This is a genomic window from Amycolatopsis sp. NPDC026612, assembly GCF_040638285.1.
Lineage (GTDB): Bacteria > Actinomycetota > Actinomycetes > Mycobacteriales > Pseudonocardiaceae > Amycolatopsis.
The window spans coordinates 50,225-65,148 of the sequence record NZ_JBEZYB010000030.1 but is presented as its reverse complement, the minus strand read 5'-3'; the positions used below and the strand labels follow the sequence as shown (position 1 = coordinate 65,148).

The following is a 14,924-nucleotide window of genomic DNA, read 5'->3' as shown; positions in this document are numbered from 1 at the left end:
CGCGCGTGGTCATCGCCGCGCCCGGCTCCGGGCACGGCAAGACCACGATCGCCGCCGGGCTGATGGCGGCGCTGCGCGCGGCCGGGCACCGGGTGTCCGGGCACAAGGTCGGGCCGGACTTCATCGACCCGGGCTACCACGCCCTCGCCACCGGACGGCCGGCGCGCAACCTGGACCCCTTCCTGCAGGGCGAGGACCGGCTGGTTCCCCTGCTGCGACACGGTTCCCGCGGCGCCGACATCGCCGTGATCGAAGGCGTGATGGGCCTCTTCGACGGTGCGCTCGGCACCGAGGGGTACGCGTCGACCGCCCACGTGGCCCGGCTCCTGGACGCGCCGGTGGTCCTGGTGGTGGACGCGTCGGCGGCTTCGCGCAGTGTCGCTGCGACGGTGCTCGGGTTCGCGTCCTACGACACCCGGGTGCGGCTGGCCGGGGTCGTCCTCAACAAGCTGGGGTCGCAGCGGCACCTCGACGAGATCGCGGCCGCGCTGGAAGCCACCGGCGTCCCGCTGCTGGGAGCGTTGTACCGCAACGAAGAGATCCACGCGCCGAGCCGTCACCTCGGGCTGGTCCCGGCGGCGGAACGAGCCGCGGAGGCGCAGCGCGTGCTGCCTTCCCTGGCCGCGTGGGTGACCGACGGCGTCGACCTCGAGGCGATCGTCCGCATCGCGTCGGGAGCTCCGCGGCTTTCGGCCCCGGCGTGGGAACCGTCCGGTGTGGACGGTACGGACGGTCCGCGGGTGACGGTCGCCGCCGCCGGCGGCCCGGCGTTCACCTTCCGCTACACCGAGAACATCGAGCTGCTGGCCGCTTGCGGGGTCGAGGTCGTGGACATCGACCCGTTACGGGACCGGGCTCTGCCCGACGGATGCGCCGGTCTCTACTTCGGCGGCGGGTTTCCCGAGGTGCACGCGGCCGAACTGTCGGCGAACACGGCGTTGCGGGCGGAAGTGGCGTCCGCGATCGACCGCGGGATGCCGGTGAGCGCCGAGTGCGCGGGGCTGCTGTACCTGTGCCAGTCGCTGGACGGCGTGCCCATGGTCGGCGCGGTGCCCGCGGACGCCAAGATGACCGCCCGCGGCAAGCTCGGCTACCGCCGCGCGGTCGCCGTCGAGGACAACGTGCTGGCGGCGGCCGGTCAGCGCGTCACCGGGCACGAATTCCACCGCACCGAGGTGACGCCGTCGCACGGCGCCTCGGCGGCGTGGGGCTGGGACCGGCAGCTGGACGGCTTCGCGTCGCCGACGCTCCACGCGTCCTACCTGCACGTCCACTGGGCCGGGTATCCTGAGCTGGCTCAGCGGTTCGCGGCGCGGGTCCGGGCGTATGAGTGAGTACGACCTGCACCACCACGGCGACCGCGAAGTCGGGCCTGGGCTGGTCGACCTCGCCGTGAACGTCCGGCTGCCGCGGCCTCCCGCGTGGTTGCGGCAGGAGCTGGCGTCCGCTTTGGACTCCTTGGCCGCTTATCCGTCCACTGTGGACGCTGAACGCGCGGTGGCCGGGCGTCATGGCCGTCCGTCCGCGGAAGTCCTCGTCACCGCCGGTGCGGCTGAGGCTTTCACGCTGCTGGCGTCGGCTTGGCGACCACGGCGGGCGGTGGTCGTGCACCCGCAGTTCACCGAGCCCGAAGCGGCGTTGCGAGCGGCGGGGCACGCCGTCTCGCGCGTGCTCCTGTCCGAAGCGGACGGTTTCGTCCTGGACCCGTCGCTGGTCCCGGCCGACGCCGACCTGGTGTTCGTGGGCAACCCGACGAATCCGACGTCGGTACTGCACCCGGCTGCGTCGTTGCGGGCGCTGGCCCGGCCCGGGCGGCTGCTCGTGGTCGACGAGGCGTTCCTGGACGCGGTCCCCGGCGAGGCCGAGAGCCTGGCCTCCGGGCACGCGGGTGTCGTCGTCCTGCGTAGCCTGACGAAGACGTGGGGGCTGGCCGGGCTGCGGGCGGGGTACGTGCTCGCCGAGCCGGCCGTCGTCGCGCGGCTGCGGGCGGTCCAGGTGCCGTGGTCGGTGTCCACTTTGGCCGGGGTGGCGACCGTGGCGTGCTGCCGTCCGTCCGCTTTGGAGGAAGCCGAGAAGCTGGCGGTGGCCGCGGAAGCCGACCGGGAGTACCTGGTGTCCGGCCTGGCCTCGCAGGGTGTCGACGTGCTGGGCGATCCGCGTGGCCCGTTCGTGCTGGTCCGCGTCCCGGGCGGGGCGGCGCTTCGCGAGCGGCTGCGGGAGGCCGGTTACGCGGTGCGCCGGGGAGACACCTTCCCCGGCCTGGGCCCGGACCACCTGCGGGTGGCGGTCCGCGACCGCGCGACGACGGACGCGTTCCTGACCGCGGTGCGCGAAGTTTCCTAAACACCGACAGGGGGTTGTCGCCGCCGAGGTCGAGAGTGGGCGGAGACCGGGAAGCACCCGGCGTGCAGCGGAAGGAACGACATGCCCGGATTCAACGACGTCGCCTGGTTCGAGATCGGTACCGCGGACCCGGCGGCCGCCGAACGGTTCTACGGCGACGTCTTCGGCTGGAAGGTCGCCCAGGACTCGTCGGCCAGCACCGATGCGGCCTACCGGGTCATCGAGACCGGCGGTTCGCGCGGCGGCCTCTTCGCGACGAAGGGCGAAATGCCCGGCTACGCGGTCTTCACCGTGCTCGTCGAGGACGTCGAAGAAGCGTGCAAACGGGCGGAGGCGGCGGGTGGCCGGGTGCAGCGACCACCGGCGGTCAATCCCGTCGGGGTGAGGTTCGCGCACCTGCTCGACCCGGCGGGCAACCACTTCTCGGTGTTCACCCCGCCAAGCTGAGCTGCTCGACAACGCCGTACGGAATGTCGAGGTCCTCGCGCCGCAGCCCGCGGAACGTCGGCACCTCGGCCGTGACGGTCACCGACGAGATCCGATCGGTGCGGAAGACCCGGACCTGGTCGCGCAGCCGGCACCAGGCCACGAGGTACCAGTGGGTCGGCTTGCCGAGGTAGGCGAGCGGTTCGATCTCCCGCTGCGTCACGGCGCTTTCCCGGTCGGCGTAGCCGATGCGCAGGACACGGCCGGCGTCGAGCGCGTCGGCGATCTTGCGTGGCATCGGAGGCGGCGAAGCCGGGTCGAGGATGTGGACGCGGGCAGCCAGTTCCCGGGCCGCGGCGGCGTCGTCCTTGTGCATCGCCGCGACGAGCTTGCGCAGGGCTGAGCCCGCTTCCGCGCGGAACGGGGTGCCGTCGAGGCGTTTGAGGGCGAGTGCCATGGCGACGGCTTCGCCGGGGGTCAGGTTGACGGGCGGCAGCGTGCGCGCTTTGTCGAGGCAGTACCCGCCGGTGCGGCCGGGCTCGGCGTAGATCGGCGTGCCGGCCTGCTGCAGGGCGCTGATGTCCCGTTCGACGGTGCGGACGCTGACCTCGAACCGGCCCGCGAGCCAGCGCGCGCTACGCGGCCGCGGCGCAACGGCCCGCAGTTCTTCGACGAGGGCATAGAGACGATCGGTCCGGTTCACGCGGATCACTCTAGAAGGGGGGTACGACAGTTCGGGCCGATCGCAGAGCTGCTTGAGCTCGGTCGCCCCGGCCGCAGGCGGAACCGGACCTCGTGGCCGAGGCGGCCGCGAACACGGCCGTCGGCCTTCGCCTCGTCTCCGGTCACCACCCGGACTCATGCTCTACTCGTCTAGGTCGACAGCGCGAGCAGAGCGGCCGCGACGGCGACTTCGACACCGGCGCCGAGGGTGTCACCGGTGATGCCGCCGAGCCGCCGGGTGCATCGCCACAGAAGTGCTCCGGCGACGGCGTAGGCGAGGACGACCGCGAGCGGCCCGCGCCACCAGGGCAGTCCGGGAAGCAGCCCGGCGAGCCCGGCGGCGGCCACCCCGACGGCGATTGCGGCCGTGCGGGGCACCGAACCGGCGACGGTGGCGCCGAGCCCCTCCGGCCGCGCCGGCGGAACGCCCCGCGAGCACGCCATCGACAGCGTGCACCGGCCGACGAGGATCGCGGCGGCCACCGTGATCCCGTTGTGCACTCCGGTGAGTGCACCGACTTGGACGAGGAGGACGAAGACGAGCGTCGCGACGCCGGTCGGCCCGGAGTCGCCGCGGCGCATGACGTCGAGCGCCTTCGCGCGGTCGTAGGAGGCGCCGAGCCCGTCGGCGGTGTCGGCGAGCCCGTCGAGGTGCAGGCCGCGGCTGCCGAGGGCGACGGCACCCAGGGCGAGGGCCGCGGTGGCGAGCGCGGGCAGCCCGGCAGCGGAGCCCGCCCAGACGATCCCCCCGGCCGCGGCGGCCAGGGGAATCGCCGCGAGCGGTCCGAGCACCATGGCAAGGCCCGCAACCCGCCGATCGATGACCCGCGGCGCCGGAACCGGCACGGTGGTCAGCGTCCCGACGGCCATCCGCGCCGCATCACCCCAGCGGCTCACGCCAGGTCGGCCAGCAAGCCCATGTCGGCCACGATCGCCCGCGCCGCCCGCAGCGTGGGCACCGCCTGCACCGCGCCGCTCCCTTCACCGAGCCGCAGTCCGAAGTCCAGGATCGGCTCCAGCCCGAGCGCCTTCAGCGCGAACGCCTGGGACGGCTCCGTCGACCGGTGCCCGGCCAGCCACCACTGCTCCGCCCCCGGCGCGATGTCCCGCGCCACCAGGGCCGCCGCCCCCGAAAAGACGCCGTCCAGCAGCACCGGGATGCCCAGCACCGCCGTCTCGACCAGGAAACCCGCCGTCGCCGCGACGCACGCGCTGCCCAGAGCCGTCAGCCGCTCGAACGGGTCCTCCGTCCGGCCCGCCGTCCGCGCCAAGGCCGCCGCGACCGCCGCCGTCTTGCGCTCCAGGCCCGCCGCGTCGACGCCGGTTCCCGTGCCGACCACCTCCGCCGCGGGCAGGCCCAGCGAGGCCGCCACCAGCGCCGCGCACATCGCCGTGTTGCCGATCCCCATGTCGCCCGGGATCAGCACGTCCGCCTCGCGCTCCTCCCGCGCGATCGCCCGGCCCGCCTCGAACGCCGCCTGCGCTTCGCCCGGCAACAGGGCGTCCTCGACGTCGATCGAGCCCGAGCTGCGGCGGATCTTGTGCGCCGTGACGGACGCCGGCACGTCCGCGCCGTCCCAGTCGACGCCGATGTCGGCCACCCGGACCTTCGCCCCGACCTGGGCGGCCAGCACGTTGACGCCGCTCTTCCCGGCCAGGAACACCCGGACCATCGCCGCGGTCACCTCGCGCGGGTACGCCGAGAGCGCGGACACCCCGTGGTCGCCCGCGAAGACGACCACGCGGACGTCGTCCAGGGGCCGCGGTGGCACGGTGCCGTGCGCCGCGGCCAGCCAGGCCGCGATCTCCTCCAGCCTGCCCAGCGCGCCGAGCGGCTTGACCAGGCCGTCGAGCCGCTCCAGCGCGGCGGCGCGAGCGGCGGGGTCGGGCACGGGTACGTCGAACACGGGCGCCTCCTGGCTACAGGTCGAGCGCCCGGCCCGCGACGACCAGCACGACCCGGTCGGCGTCGGCGGACACCCGGTTGTTCAGTGCGCCCAGCACATCACGGAACAGCCGTCCGGACGACGTTGCGGGCACCACACCGCTGCCGACCTCGTTGCTGACCGCGACCACCGGCACCCGCGCCGCGGCCCAGGCGGCCAGGAAGTCTTCGAGCCGGTCGTCGAGGCGGTGCTCCCAGCCCCGCTTCTGCTGCCACGCGCCGACGTCGTCCAGCACGCGGGACAGCCAGGTGCCGAGGCAGTCGATCAGCAGCGGCTCGGTCGCGGTGCGCAGGATCCCGGCCAGGTCGGTGGTCTCGACGGTCTTCCAGTTCGCCGGCCGCCGCGCCTGGTGCGCGGCCACCCGCGCGGCCCATTCGGGGTCGTTTTCGCCCGCGGGCAGGCCGGGCGCGACGTAGACGAGGTGCGGGTGGCGGGCGACGAGCCGTTCGGCGTGCCGGGACTTACCCGACCGGACCCCGCCGAGGACCAGCACCTTGCCTTCGTCGCGTCCGTACCGGCGGAGGGTACGGGCCAGGGTCTCGAGGTACCCGGCGAGCCGGTGGGTCAGCTTCGTCATACCGGCATTCTGGTGCACGCGCTACCGTGCGCCACGTGCCACTCCGTCTAGGGACAACCGCGGCCGGACTCGTTACCGGATACATCGCCGACGCTCTGTTCGGTGACCCCCGAACAGGGCACCCGGTCGCGCTGTTCGGGACCGCCGCCGGGCGCCTCGAGCACCGTCTTTGGGCGGATTCGAAGCCGCGCGGAGCCGTGTACGCGGCGCTGTGCACCTTCGGCGCCGTAGGCGTCGGCGTCGCGTTTCAGACGGCGACGCGGCGACATCCCTTCGCGCGCTTCGCAACGACAGCGGTCTGCACGTGGGTAGTGCTCGGCGGACGCGGGCTCGCCGCCGAAGGCACCGAAATGGCCCGGTTGCTCGAAGCGGGCGAAGTGCCCGGAGCACGTCAACGGCTCTCGCACCTCTGCGCGCGCGACGCGACGGCGCTCGACTCCGCCGAACTGACGCGCGCGGCCACCGAATCGATCGCCGAGAACACTTCGGATGCCGTGGTCGCGCCGCTGTTCTGGGGCGCCGTGGCCGGGATGCCGGGCCTTCTCGGCTACCGCGCGCTCAACACGCTCGACGCGATGGTCGGCTACCGCTCGCCGCGCTACCGCCGCTTCGGCTGGGCCGCGGCCCGCGCCGATGACGTCGTCAACCTGGTGCCGTCCCGGATCGGGGCGGTGCTCACGGCGGGGTGCGCGGGTGGCCGGGCGCGGGCGTCCTGGCGGGTGTGGCGCCGCGACGGCGGCCGGCACCCGAGCCCGAACGCCGGCCAGGTCGAGGCCGCGTTCGCGGGCGCGCTGGACATCCGGCTCGGCGGGACGAACAGCTACGGCGGCGAGGTGGAGAGCCGGGCCCGGCTCGGCGAAGGCCGCGAACCGGAACCGGTGGACCTGAGGCGGGCGGTGCGGTTGTCGCGCCGGGTGGGAGCGGCCGCGGTCGCGCTGGCCGCGGGGGTGGCGGCCCGATGAGCGGCCTGCTCGTGGCGGGTACGACGTCCGATGCCGGGAAGAGCCTGGTCACCGCCGGGATCTGCCGCTGGCTCGCGCGCCGGGGTGTGCGGGTGGCTCCGTTCAAGGCGCAGAACATGTCCAACAACTCCATGGTCTGCGGCGACGGTGCCGAGATCGGCCGCGCCCAGTGGGTGCAGGCGCGGGCCGCGGGCGTGGAACCCGAGGCGGCGATGAACCCGGTGCTGCTCAAGCCGGGCAGTGACCGGCGCAGCCACGTCGTCGCGCTCGGGAAGCCGTTCGGCACCCTCGAAGCGGGGGAGTACGCCACCGGCCGGGCCGGGCTGGCCGAGATCGCCTTCGGCGCTTTCCAAGACCTCGCCGCGCGCTACGACGTCGTCGTCTGCGAAGGCGCGGGCAGCCCGGCGGAGATCAACCTGCGCGGCGGCGACTACGTCAACATGGGGCTCGCGCGGCGGTTCGGGCTGCCGGTGCTGGTCGTCGGCGACATCGACCGCGGCGGCGTGCTGGCGGCGATGTTCGGCACCCTCGCGCTGCTGTCGGCCGAGGACCAGGCCCTGGTCGCGGGCTGGGTGGTCAACAAGTTCCGCGGCGACGTCAGGCTCCTGCGGCCGGGCCTGGACAGCCTCGAGAAGCTCACCGGGCGGCCGGTGCTCGGCGTGCTGCCCTGGCTCGACCGGGTGTGGATCGACTCGGAGGACGCCCTCGCCGCGGCGGGCTGGCGCCGGGAAGCGCACGGCACCGGCCTCACCGTCGCGGTCGTCCGGTTCCCGCGCGCGTCCAACGCCACCGACGTGGATGCCCTGGCCGCCGAGCCCGGGGTCACGGTGACGCTGACCGCCGACCCCGACGTGGTCGCGGCGGCGGACGTCGTGGTGCTGCCCGGCTCGCGCGCGACTGTCAGTGACCTGACCTGGCTCCGGGCCCGCGGTCTCGACACGGCGGTGGCCGCCCGGGCCGCCGCGGGCCGCCCGGTGCTCGGCATCTGCGGCGGCTACCAGATGCTGTCCGAGTCCATTGTGGACGACGTCGAATCCGGCGCGGGCGAGGTGACGGGCCTCGGCCTGCTGCCCGCGCGGGTGACGTTCACCGCGGAGAAGGTCCTCGCCCGCCCCGCGGGGACGTGGCGGGGCCATCCGGTGGACGCCTACGAGATCCACCACGGCTCGGTGACCACCACGACCCCGGCGGAGTCCTTTCTGGACGGTCTGTGCGCCGGATCGGTCTGGGGCACGATGTGGCACGGCGCGTTCGAGAACGACGCATTCCGCCGCGCGTGGCTCACCGAAGCGGCAAGGCAGGCGGCAATCACCTGGGCCCCGGCACCGGACGCGCCCGCCTTCGGCGACCTGCGCGAGCAGATGCTGGACAAGCTGGCGGACGCGGTCGACGAGCACCTGGACACGCAGCTCCTGCAAACGCTACTGGACCACGGCGCGCCACCGGCCCTGCCATTCGTCCCACCGGGGGCGCCCTAGCCGCGCCAAGGCCGGGAGCGTTGCCGACCCGCCCGGTTCCGGCTGTCCGGGGCGCCGCGAGGCGCCGACCCGCTTCCGGGCCCGCGGACCGCCCTAGCGGGGCAACGGGCCGGTGAGCCGGCCGGAGGACGCCTGGAGTCCGCACGTCGCGACGCGGGCGCCGGCCGTCCATGCGTCTTCGTCCGGTGCGTAGCCGACGAGCACCAGTCCCGGCGGGATCGTGACACCGCCGCCGAACAGGCTGGCCATCCGCAGGCGGCAGCTGCGGTCCGCCGCGGTCTTGACCTCCTGGTCACCGGGGTACGACGCCTGCGGGTCGGCCATCGTGAACGCGTCCAGCACGACGCCGTCGTGCTCGTCCTCGCAGGGGACGCGGGCCGCGTCGTGGCCGGGGCGGGCCGTGTTGTAGCAGTTGTCCACCTGGAGCGCCGCGATCGGTGCGTTCGACGCACTCAGCAGGCTGGCCAGCAGGACGATGGCCGCGATCGGCAGCGCCAGCGCCCAGACCGCGCCCGCGGCGATCCCGCCGATCGCCAGCCCGCGGCCGCGCTCGCCGGTCCGGTGGATCCGGACCAGCGCGGCGATGCCGAGGGCGATGCCCAGCAACGCCGTGATCCCGAAGAAGCCCAGCACCCCGGAGATCAAGGACGCGACCGCGACACCGTCGCGCTTGGCGGGTACGGCTGACTGAGGCTCGGTCAAGATTCCCCCTGGAGACTTCCCGTGGGGAGAGCCTAAGGGGACGAACCGGCCGTCGGGTTAACGATTCGGTCAGGCGGCGACGGCGGTCCGCCGGGTCAGCGCCTTCTCCGCGAACGCGCCGAACGCCAGGCCCAGCGCCAGCCACAGCGTCACCTGGGTGCCGACCGACGCCGTGCGGAAGCTCCAGAGCGTCGACGCCGGGAACGTCGCCGGGACCTCGTCGACCACCGGCATCAGCCAGGCCACGACGCCGATCACCACGAGGTAGCCCGCCGCGGCGAGGAGGAAGCCGTTCCACGCGCCGAGCCGGTCCGCGAGCTTGCGGCCGAACACCGTGGCGAGGATGCCGGCGAGCAGCGAAACCGCGACGAAGCCGAAGTACAGCTCGGTCCGCGAGCCGATCGTGCCCGCTCGGCCCACCGCGGGCGGGTTGGCCGGGTACTTCAGGAACGGCACCAGGAACACCACGGTGAACGCGCCCGCGGTGAGCAGCAGCGCCGTCACCCTCGGGCGCAGCGAGCCGAGCCGGCCCTGGGCGAACGCGAACGCCAGCGAAAGCAGGCCGCCGATCGCGACGCCGTAGACGAGCACGCCGGTCAGCAGCCCGACGGTGCTCTGGATGTCCCGGGGGACGAGCTCTTCCTCTTCGGCGGCGGGGGCGGAAGCGGCGGGAGCGGAATCTTCGTGGGAGTGTGCGTGGCCGCCGGACTCCTCGAGCCCGATCGCGACGTTCACCGACGGTTCGCCGAAGGCGTAGGCGAACCCGAACGCGAGCACGCCGGCGACCAGGCCCGCGAGCATGCCGCGGACCAGCAGGGTCTTCATCATGGGAAGTCGTGCCCGCCGATCAGTGGCAGGGGAAGGCCAGCAGGTGCCGGCCGTCGTGCACGAACTCGTGGACGTACATGTTCGCGAACACCGCGGTGGCGCCCTGCTCGGCGCTCACGAAGTACAGCGCGATCAGGGCGAGGAGCACCACGAACACCGCCCACGGCACGATCTCACGGATCGGGATGCGGATCGGGAGCGGAACGGCGGGAGCTGCCGTGTGGGTCATGAGCGTGGCCTCCTCGGGCTTTCGCGGCCTCATCGGGGTCGGTCACGACGGTCCGGGTCTGGCTTCCCCCGGGTGGGGGTCACAGTGGCGCGACCGCGCGGACTTGCACCGCGTTCCGGAATCCGTCGTCTGGCCGGATGAGCGTAGGTCCGCCGTTCGGGCCGCGTCAATGTGACAATGCCGCGGTGACTCGAATGGTGGCGGCCCTGGACGTGGGCGGGACGACGATCAAAGCGGCGTTGCTCGACGAGCAGCTGCAGCCGAAGGCGGCGCTGCGCGCGGAGACGGCACGCAGCGCGGACGGCACGGCGCTGGCCGCGCAGGTCGCGGACATCGTGGCCGCGCTGGCGGACCAGGCGGGCACCGGGCGGCCGGCGGCGGTCGGCGTGGTGGTGCCGGGGATCGTCGACGAGCAGACCCGCGTCTGCCACTTCTCGGCCAACCTCGACTGGCGCGAAGTGCCCTTCGGCGAGCTCCTCGAAGACCGGCTCGAGCTGCCGGTGGCGTTCGGCCACGACGTCACCGCGGGTGGCATCGCCGAGTTCCGCGTCGGTGCGGGCCGGGGCGCGGCGAACGCGGCGTTCATCCCGGTCGGCACCGGCATCGCGGCCGCGCTGCTGCTCGACGGCCGGATCCACCGCGCGCACGGGCAGGCCGGCGAGGTCGGTCACATCGACGTGGGCCACCCGGGCCGGTGCGGCTGCGGCGCGACGGGTTGCCTGGAGGCGATCTCGTCGGCGGCCGCGATCGCCCGCCGCTACACCGAGCGCACCGGTCGCCCGGCCGACGGCGCCCGCGAGGTGGTGGAGCTCGCCCGCCGCGGGGACGAGGTCGCGGTGGCGGTGGTCCAGGACGCGCTCGACGGCCTCGGCCACGGGATCCGGACGCTGCTGACGCTGCTGGGCCCGGAGGTGATCGTCCTGGGCGGTGGCTTGTTCACGGCCGCCGACTACGTGCTCGCGCCGGTGCGGGAGTGGCTGGCCGCGCACCTGACGTTCCAGAAGATGCCGGAGCTGCGGATCGCCGAGCTGGGCGACGAAGCCGGCCGCCTCGGCGCGGGCCTGCTGGCCTTCGACCTGCTCGAGGCTTGATGCTCCGGAGGCCACCACCGGTCGTCCGGTGGTGGCCTCCGCACCCCCAGCGTCAGAGTGACCGCAGGAACGCCAGCGACGGCATGAAGAAGTACTCGCCGCCCCGCAGCGTCACCGCCTGCGGTACCGGGCCCGCCGTGCGCTGGGCGGCGCCACCCCAGTCCACGGTGTAGTCCGACGATCCGCGCTCGCCCTGGCCGATCACCGGGTCCAGCCCGGGCGTGACGCCGTCGACGATCGGGAAGCCCGGGTTGTCCGCCCAAAGCGCTTGCGTGAACTCGAACTGGTTGTCCAGCACGGAGTTGAAGGCCATGAACAGCAGCCCGACCCCGCCGCTCGGCCGGACGGCGGGCGGCACGTCGGCGTTCGGGTCGTCCGGGCGCTCCCCGTACGTGACGCCCCGGCGGGCCATCAGGTGCCGCCGCTCGCCGGCCGGATCTTCGGCGCTGCCGGAGCCGCGCGGGTTCGTCTTGCGGATGTGCGCCTGGAACGGGCACTTCAGCGCGGCGCGGTCGCTGTCGTAGGTGAAGTTGTTCGACACCGGGCTTTCCGCGCCGTCTTCCCGCTGGGTGGTCAGCGGCGTGCCGTCCTCGAACCGGCCGATGATCATCGCCCCGGCCCGCTCGCGGTCTTCGCCGGTCAGGCCGAGCGTGTCGGCCAGATCCGCTTCGGCCTGCTTGAACCGCCGGACGTTCTGCTCCAGTTTGCGGAAAACGAAATAGCTGCCGAAATGTACGAGGGGATCCGGCGCCGCGGAATCGGGCACCAGTACCTGCTCGAGCGGTGCCGCCGGATTCCACACGTTGATGCCGTCGGTGTTGTTCTTCTCCGCGTCGACGTCTTCGGTGAGGAACAGCGGCTGGCTGCGGCCGTCGACGTACCCGAAGTGCTCGATGCCTTCGCCCCGCGCGTTGACCCGGCCGAGGCCGGTTTCCTCCGTGAGCACCGTAGCCGAGTCCGGCAGCAGGCCGAGGATTTCGGTGCGGCGGGCGGTCATTGCTTTGTCGGTGGCGTCGCCGACGAGCACGACGGCGTGGACTTCCCCGCGGTAGCCCGGATCGAACGTCGAGCGCGGCGGGTCGTTCAGCTTCCGCCGCGTCTCCGGTGCCGTCATCCCGCGCAGGAACGCTTCGTCCTGCGGGAAGTTCTCGACGCCGAGAGCGCGGTAGCCGGCCGCGGTGAGCCCGACGCCGACGTACGGCGTCCCCGCGCCACCGCCGGTCTTGAACGCGGCGACCTCGTCGAGGTGGGCCTTGGCGGACTTCATCTTCCCGGTGATCGAGACGAGGAAGGCCCGCGCTTCCGCCTCGTTCCCGAACGTGAGCAGCAGTGCGGACAGGTGATCGCGGACGTGGGCCTTGAGGATGTTCGGCTGCAGTTCGCCGAGCGTCGTCGCGGCGTCACCGGTCACCGTGGTCCAGGACAGCGTGGTGGACAGATCGATACTCATTCGGGTCCCCTCCCGTGTGAAAAGCCCGCCTTTCGGCGGGCACCCGGCCGACCGAATCCCCCCTCGGCCGGCCGGGTCCCCTGACTACAGGGTGCAGTGCCGGGGGCGGGGTGTGCCACCCGTCCGCCGGTTTCACACGAAAGTTTAAGTTGAGCGCGAAATTGTTCGCGGAAAAGAAAAACGCGGGCCCCGGCCGGGGCCCGCGTTTTCACCTTGCCTGCCGGATCAGAACCACCACTGGGACTTGGCGCCCGCCATGAAGTCCCACAGCTGCATCCGCGTGCCGTTGCCGCCGACCGAGCCCTCACCGGTCAGGTAGCGGTTGCTCGCGACGGTCTGCAGCCGCAGGTAACCCTCCGGGTTCACGGTGTCGATCCACTGCTGGTTCTTGCCGCCGGGGCTGTAGGCCCACAGCTGGACCTTCGTGCCGTTGGCGCCGATCGTGGTCAGGTCGGCCTCGAGGTACCGGCCGCTCTGCACGTTCTGGAAGCGGAGGTAGCCCTCCGGGTTCCGGGTCACGTAGAACGCCTGGTTGGCGGCGTACACGTTGCAGTCCCACAGCGCCATGATCGTGCCGTTGCCGCCGATCGTGTTCAGGTCGGCGTCCCAGCAGCGGCCGAAGGCGGCCGACTCGATCAGGTAGGCGTCGGCCTCGGCGACCTGGGCGCCGGCGACCCCGGCGGTGGAGCGCTGCGCGGCAGCGACCTTGGAGGGCCGCAGCTTGATGCCCCCGGCAAGGGCCTGGACCTGCACGTCCCCCTTGCCGTCGACCGGCTCGGCACCGGCCTGCGGAACGGCCACCAGGCCGAACAGCCCTGCCGCCGCGGCGACCGTCACCATCAGGCGCGTCATCTTCGTCATGGTTCCCCTTATCGTCGCTTCACCCGTGACGACGAAGGGAGAAAGCATGCGGCAACCGGCTCCGGGCCACAGTGGACCCGGCGCGTGGTCGTGCCGGCGATTCCCCCTCGTCGAGACCGTCAAACCCCCGAAAGCGGTCTCTCCAGACATCATTCAGGGCCTTCCGCCCGCCGTCGAGGAGATTTCCGGGAGAGGCCAAGACACAGGTCAGCGGTGTAACGGAACGAGATCATCGGCCGATGGACGGGCAGACACTCCGGGGGGGAACGTGCGCATCGGACTGACGTTGCCGGACCTCGTCCGCGTCGCCCTCGCGGCCGCGGCCGATCCGATGGGGGAGCTGACCGCGAGCTTGCAGGTGCTGCAGCGGCGTGACGGCGGCCGCCAAGCGGCCTCGGCGGCGTTCAACCGGTGGCGCCACCGGGTGTGGCAAGGACTGCCGGACTCGGCGTCGGTGCTGATGTGGCTCTGCCGCCCGGACGCGCCGATCCCGGAGTTCCTGCTGCCCGCCGCGGGCCGCTACGACCTGGAGTCCGGGCTCGCCGCGGTGCTCAAGACCGAATCGGTGAGCCTCAAGGTCGCGTTGCGCACCGCCCCGGTCGAGCGCGACCTGCCCGCATGGGCGGCCGCGCTCGCCGACGGCGACACCGCGGGCCTGCCGCGGCTGGTGCAGGCGTTGCAGGAGTACCACGACCTCGCCGTCGCACCGTGCTGGGACATCGTGTGCGCGCAGGTGGACGCCGACCTCGGGATGCGCACGCAGGTGCTGCTCCACGGCGGGGTCGAAGCACTGTTGACCGGCCTGCGGCCGAAGGTGCACTGGGCGGCGCCGGTCCTCGAGACCGACGACGGGATCGCCGGGACGGTTCCCTCCGAAGGCACCGGCCTGCTGGTGGTCCCGACGTACTTCTCGGTGGGCCCGGCCCTCGTTCCGCCGTCCCCCGGTGGCACGCCCCGGCTGCACTACCCGTGCGTCCGCCACGCCGTGCACCCCGCGGGATTCGCGAGCCCGAGCGCCCGAAGGGCCCCGGGCAACGCACTGGCGGCCCTGCTGGGCCCGACCCGCGCGGCGGCGCTGACGGTCCTGGCGGTCGGGTGCTCGACCTCCGAACTGGCGGCGCGGCTGGGGGTCACGCCCTCGGCGGCCAGCAAGCACACGACGGTGCTCCGGCGGGCGGGGCTGATCATCACGCACCGGGAGCGCAACACGGTGCTGCACTCGCTGACCCCGCTGGGAAGCGCACTGCTGGACAGCTGACGCCGGTTCGTCGCAGCGCGGCGGTGAACCAGGCGCCGCCGGGCGTGGCC

The 14,924-nt window shown here is 73.2% G+C and carries 16 protein-coding genes; 7 read left to right on the top strand and 9 right to left on the bottom strand.

Features of this window, described 5'->3' with window-relative positions:
* Window positions 1-5 precede the first annotated feature (5 nt).
* The 3 genes from AB0F15_RS25505 (at window position 6) to AB0F15_RS25495 (ending at window position 2,790) form a co-directional block, all read left to right on the top strand.
* A complete protein-coding gene (locus tag AB0F15_RS25505; RefSeq protein WP_360274994.1) occupies window positions 6-1,334 on the top strand; it encodes a cobyrinate a,c-diamide synthase in 1,329 nt (442 codons plus the stop codon).
* The gene (gene cobC / locus AB0F15_RS25500; protein ID WP_360274991.1) at window positions 1,327-2,343 is read left to right on the top strand and encodes an Rv2231c family pyridoxal phosphate-dependent protein CobC; all 1,017 of its coding nucleotides are present in this window, start codon (window positions 1,327-1,329) and stop codon (window positions 2,341-2,343) included. The genes AB0F15_RS25505 and cobC overlap by 8 nt, the downstream gene beginning before the upstream one ends.
* Window positions 2,344-2,424: 81 nt before the next feature.
* Window positions 2,425-2,790, top strand: coding sequence for a VOC family protein (locus AB0F15_RS25495; protein WP_360274988.1), 366 nt, complete (start codon window positions 2,425-2,427; stop codon window positions 2,788-2,790).
* Here the strand turns inward: AB0F15_RS25495 and AB0F15_RS25490 are convergent.
* The 4 genes from AB0F15_RS25490 to AB0F15_RS25475 all read right to left on the bottom strand — a co-directional run bounded on the left by AB0F15_RS25490 (window position 2,774) and on the right by AB0F15_RS25475 (window position 6,015).
* Window positions 2,774-3,472, bottom strand: a complete 699-nt coding sequence (locus tag AB0F15_RS25490) for a YafY family protein (RefSeq protein WP_360274985.1) — start codon at window positions 3,470-3,472, stop codon at window positions 2,774-2,776. The two genes, AB0F15_RS25495 and AB0F15_RS25490, sit on opposite strands and share 17 nt — an antisense overlap.
* A gap of 170 nt (window positions 3,473-3,642) precedes the next feature.
* The gene (locus AB0F15_RS25485; protein WP_360274982.1) at window positions 3,643-4,362 is read right to left on the bottom strand and encodes an adenosylcobinamide-GDP ribazoletransferase; all 720 of its coding nucleotides are present in this window, start codon (window positions 4,360-4,362) and stop codon (window positions 3,643-3,645) included.
* Window positions 4,363-4,385: 23 nt separating this feature from the next.
* Window positions 4,386-5,399 carry a nicotinate-nucleotide--dimethylbenzimidazole phosphoribosyltransferase gene (gene cobT / locus AB0F15_RS25480; RefSeq protein ID WP_360274979.1) on the bottom strand — a complete coding sequence of 338 codons (1,014 nt, stop codon included), beginning with the start codon at window positions 5,397-5,399 and terminating at the stop codon, window positions 4,386-4,388.
* Between the two features lie 13 nt (window positions 5,400-5,412).
* Window positions 5,413-6,015 carry a bifunctional adenosylcobinamide kinase/adenosylcobinamide-phosphate guanylyltransferase gene (locus tag AB0F15_RS25475; RefSeq protein WP_360274976.1) on the bottom strand — a complete coding sequence of 201 codons (603 nt, stop codon included), beginning with the start codon at window positions 6,013-6,015 and terminating at the stop codon, window positions 5,413-5,415.
* Window positions 6,016-6,050: 35 nt separating this feature from the next.
* Between AB0F15_RS25475 and AB0F15_RS25470 the strand changes: the two genes are divergently transcribed.
* Complete coding sequence (locus AB0F15_RS25470) at window positions 6,051-6,977, top strand: cobalamin biosynthesis protein (protein ID WP_360274973.1); 927 nt, start codon at window positions 6,051-6,053, stop codon at window positions 6,975-6,977.
* On the top strand, window positions 6,974-8,455 hold the full coding sequence (locus AB0F15_RS25465) for a cobyric acid synthase (protein WP_360274970.1): 1,482 nt from the start codon (window positions 6,974-6,976) through the stop codon (window positions 8,453-8,455). The genes AB0F15_RS25470 and AB0F15_RS25465 overlap by 4 nt, the downstream gene beginning before the upstream one ends.
* A gap of 93 nt (window positions 8,456-8,548) precedes the next feature.
* Here the strand turns inward: AB0F15_RS25465 and AB0F15_RS25460 are convergent, their stop codons facing one another.
* The 3 genes from AB0F15_RS25460 to AB0F15_RS25450 form a co-directional block, all read right to left on the bottom strand.
* On the bottom strand, window positions 8,549-9,157 hold the full coding sequence (locus AB0F15_RS25460) for a DUF4190 domain-containing protein (protein WP_360274967.1): 609 nt from the start codon (window positions 9,155-9,157) through the stop codon (window positions 8,549-8,551).
* Between the two features lie 69 nt (window positions 9,158-9,226).
* The gene (locus tag AB0F15_RS25455) at window positions 9,227-9,985 is read right to left on the bottom strand and encodes a CbtA family protein (protein WP_360274964.1); all 759 of its coding nucleotides are present in this window, start codon (window positions 9,983-9,985) and stop codon (window positions 9,227-9,229) included.
* Between the two features lie 19 nt (window positions 9,986-10,004).
* Window positions 10,005-10,214 (bottom strand): CbtB-domain containing protein, encoded by a 210-nt coding sequence (locus AB0F15_RS25450; RefSeq protein WP_257925397.1) that lies wholly within the window; start codon window positions 10,212-10,214, stop codon window positions 10,005-10,007.
* Window positions 10,215-10,408: 194 nt separating this feature from the next.
* Here AB0F15_RS25450 and AB0F15_RS25445 point away from each other — a divergent pair, with 194 nt between their 5' ends.
* Window positions 10,409-11,305: an ROK family protein gene (locus tag AB0F15_RS25445; RefSeq protein ID WP_360275054.1), complete on the top strand. Its 897-nt coding sequence runs from the start codon at window positions 10,409-10,411 to the stop codon at window positions 11,303-11,305.
* A 52-nt stretch (window positions 11,306-11,357) separates the two neighbouring features.
* On the opposite strand, the gene AB0F15_RS25440 is transcribed toward AB0F15_RS25445, so the two are convergent.
* Window positions 11,358-12,755: a Dyp-type peroxidase gene (locus AB0F15_RS25440; RefSeq protein WP_360274960.1), complete on the bottom strand. Its 1,398-nt coding sequence runs from the start codon at window positions 12,753-12,755 to the stop codon at window positions 11,358-11,360.
* Window positions 12,756-12,980: 225 nt separating this feature from the next.
* Entirely contained in the window at window positions 12,981-13,616 is a 636-nt protein-coding gene (locus AB0F15_RS25435; protein ID WP_360274957.1) for an RICIN domain-containing protein, read from the bottom strand.
* A gap of 268 nt (window positions 13,617-13,884) precedes the next feature.
* On the opposite strand from AB0F15_RS25435, the gene AB0F15_RS25430 reads away from it, so the two are divergent.
* The gene (locus AB0F15_RS25430) at window positions 13,885-14,874 is read left to right on the top strand and encodes a winged helix-turn-helix domain-containing protein (RefSeq protein WP_360274955.1); all 990 of its coding nucleotides are present in this window, start codon (window positions 13,885-13,887) and stop codon (window positions 14,872-14,874) included.
* Window positions 14,875-14,924: the final 50 nt, after the last annotated feature.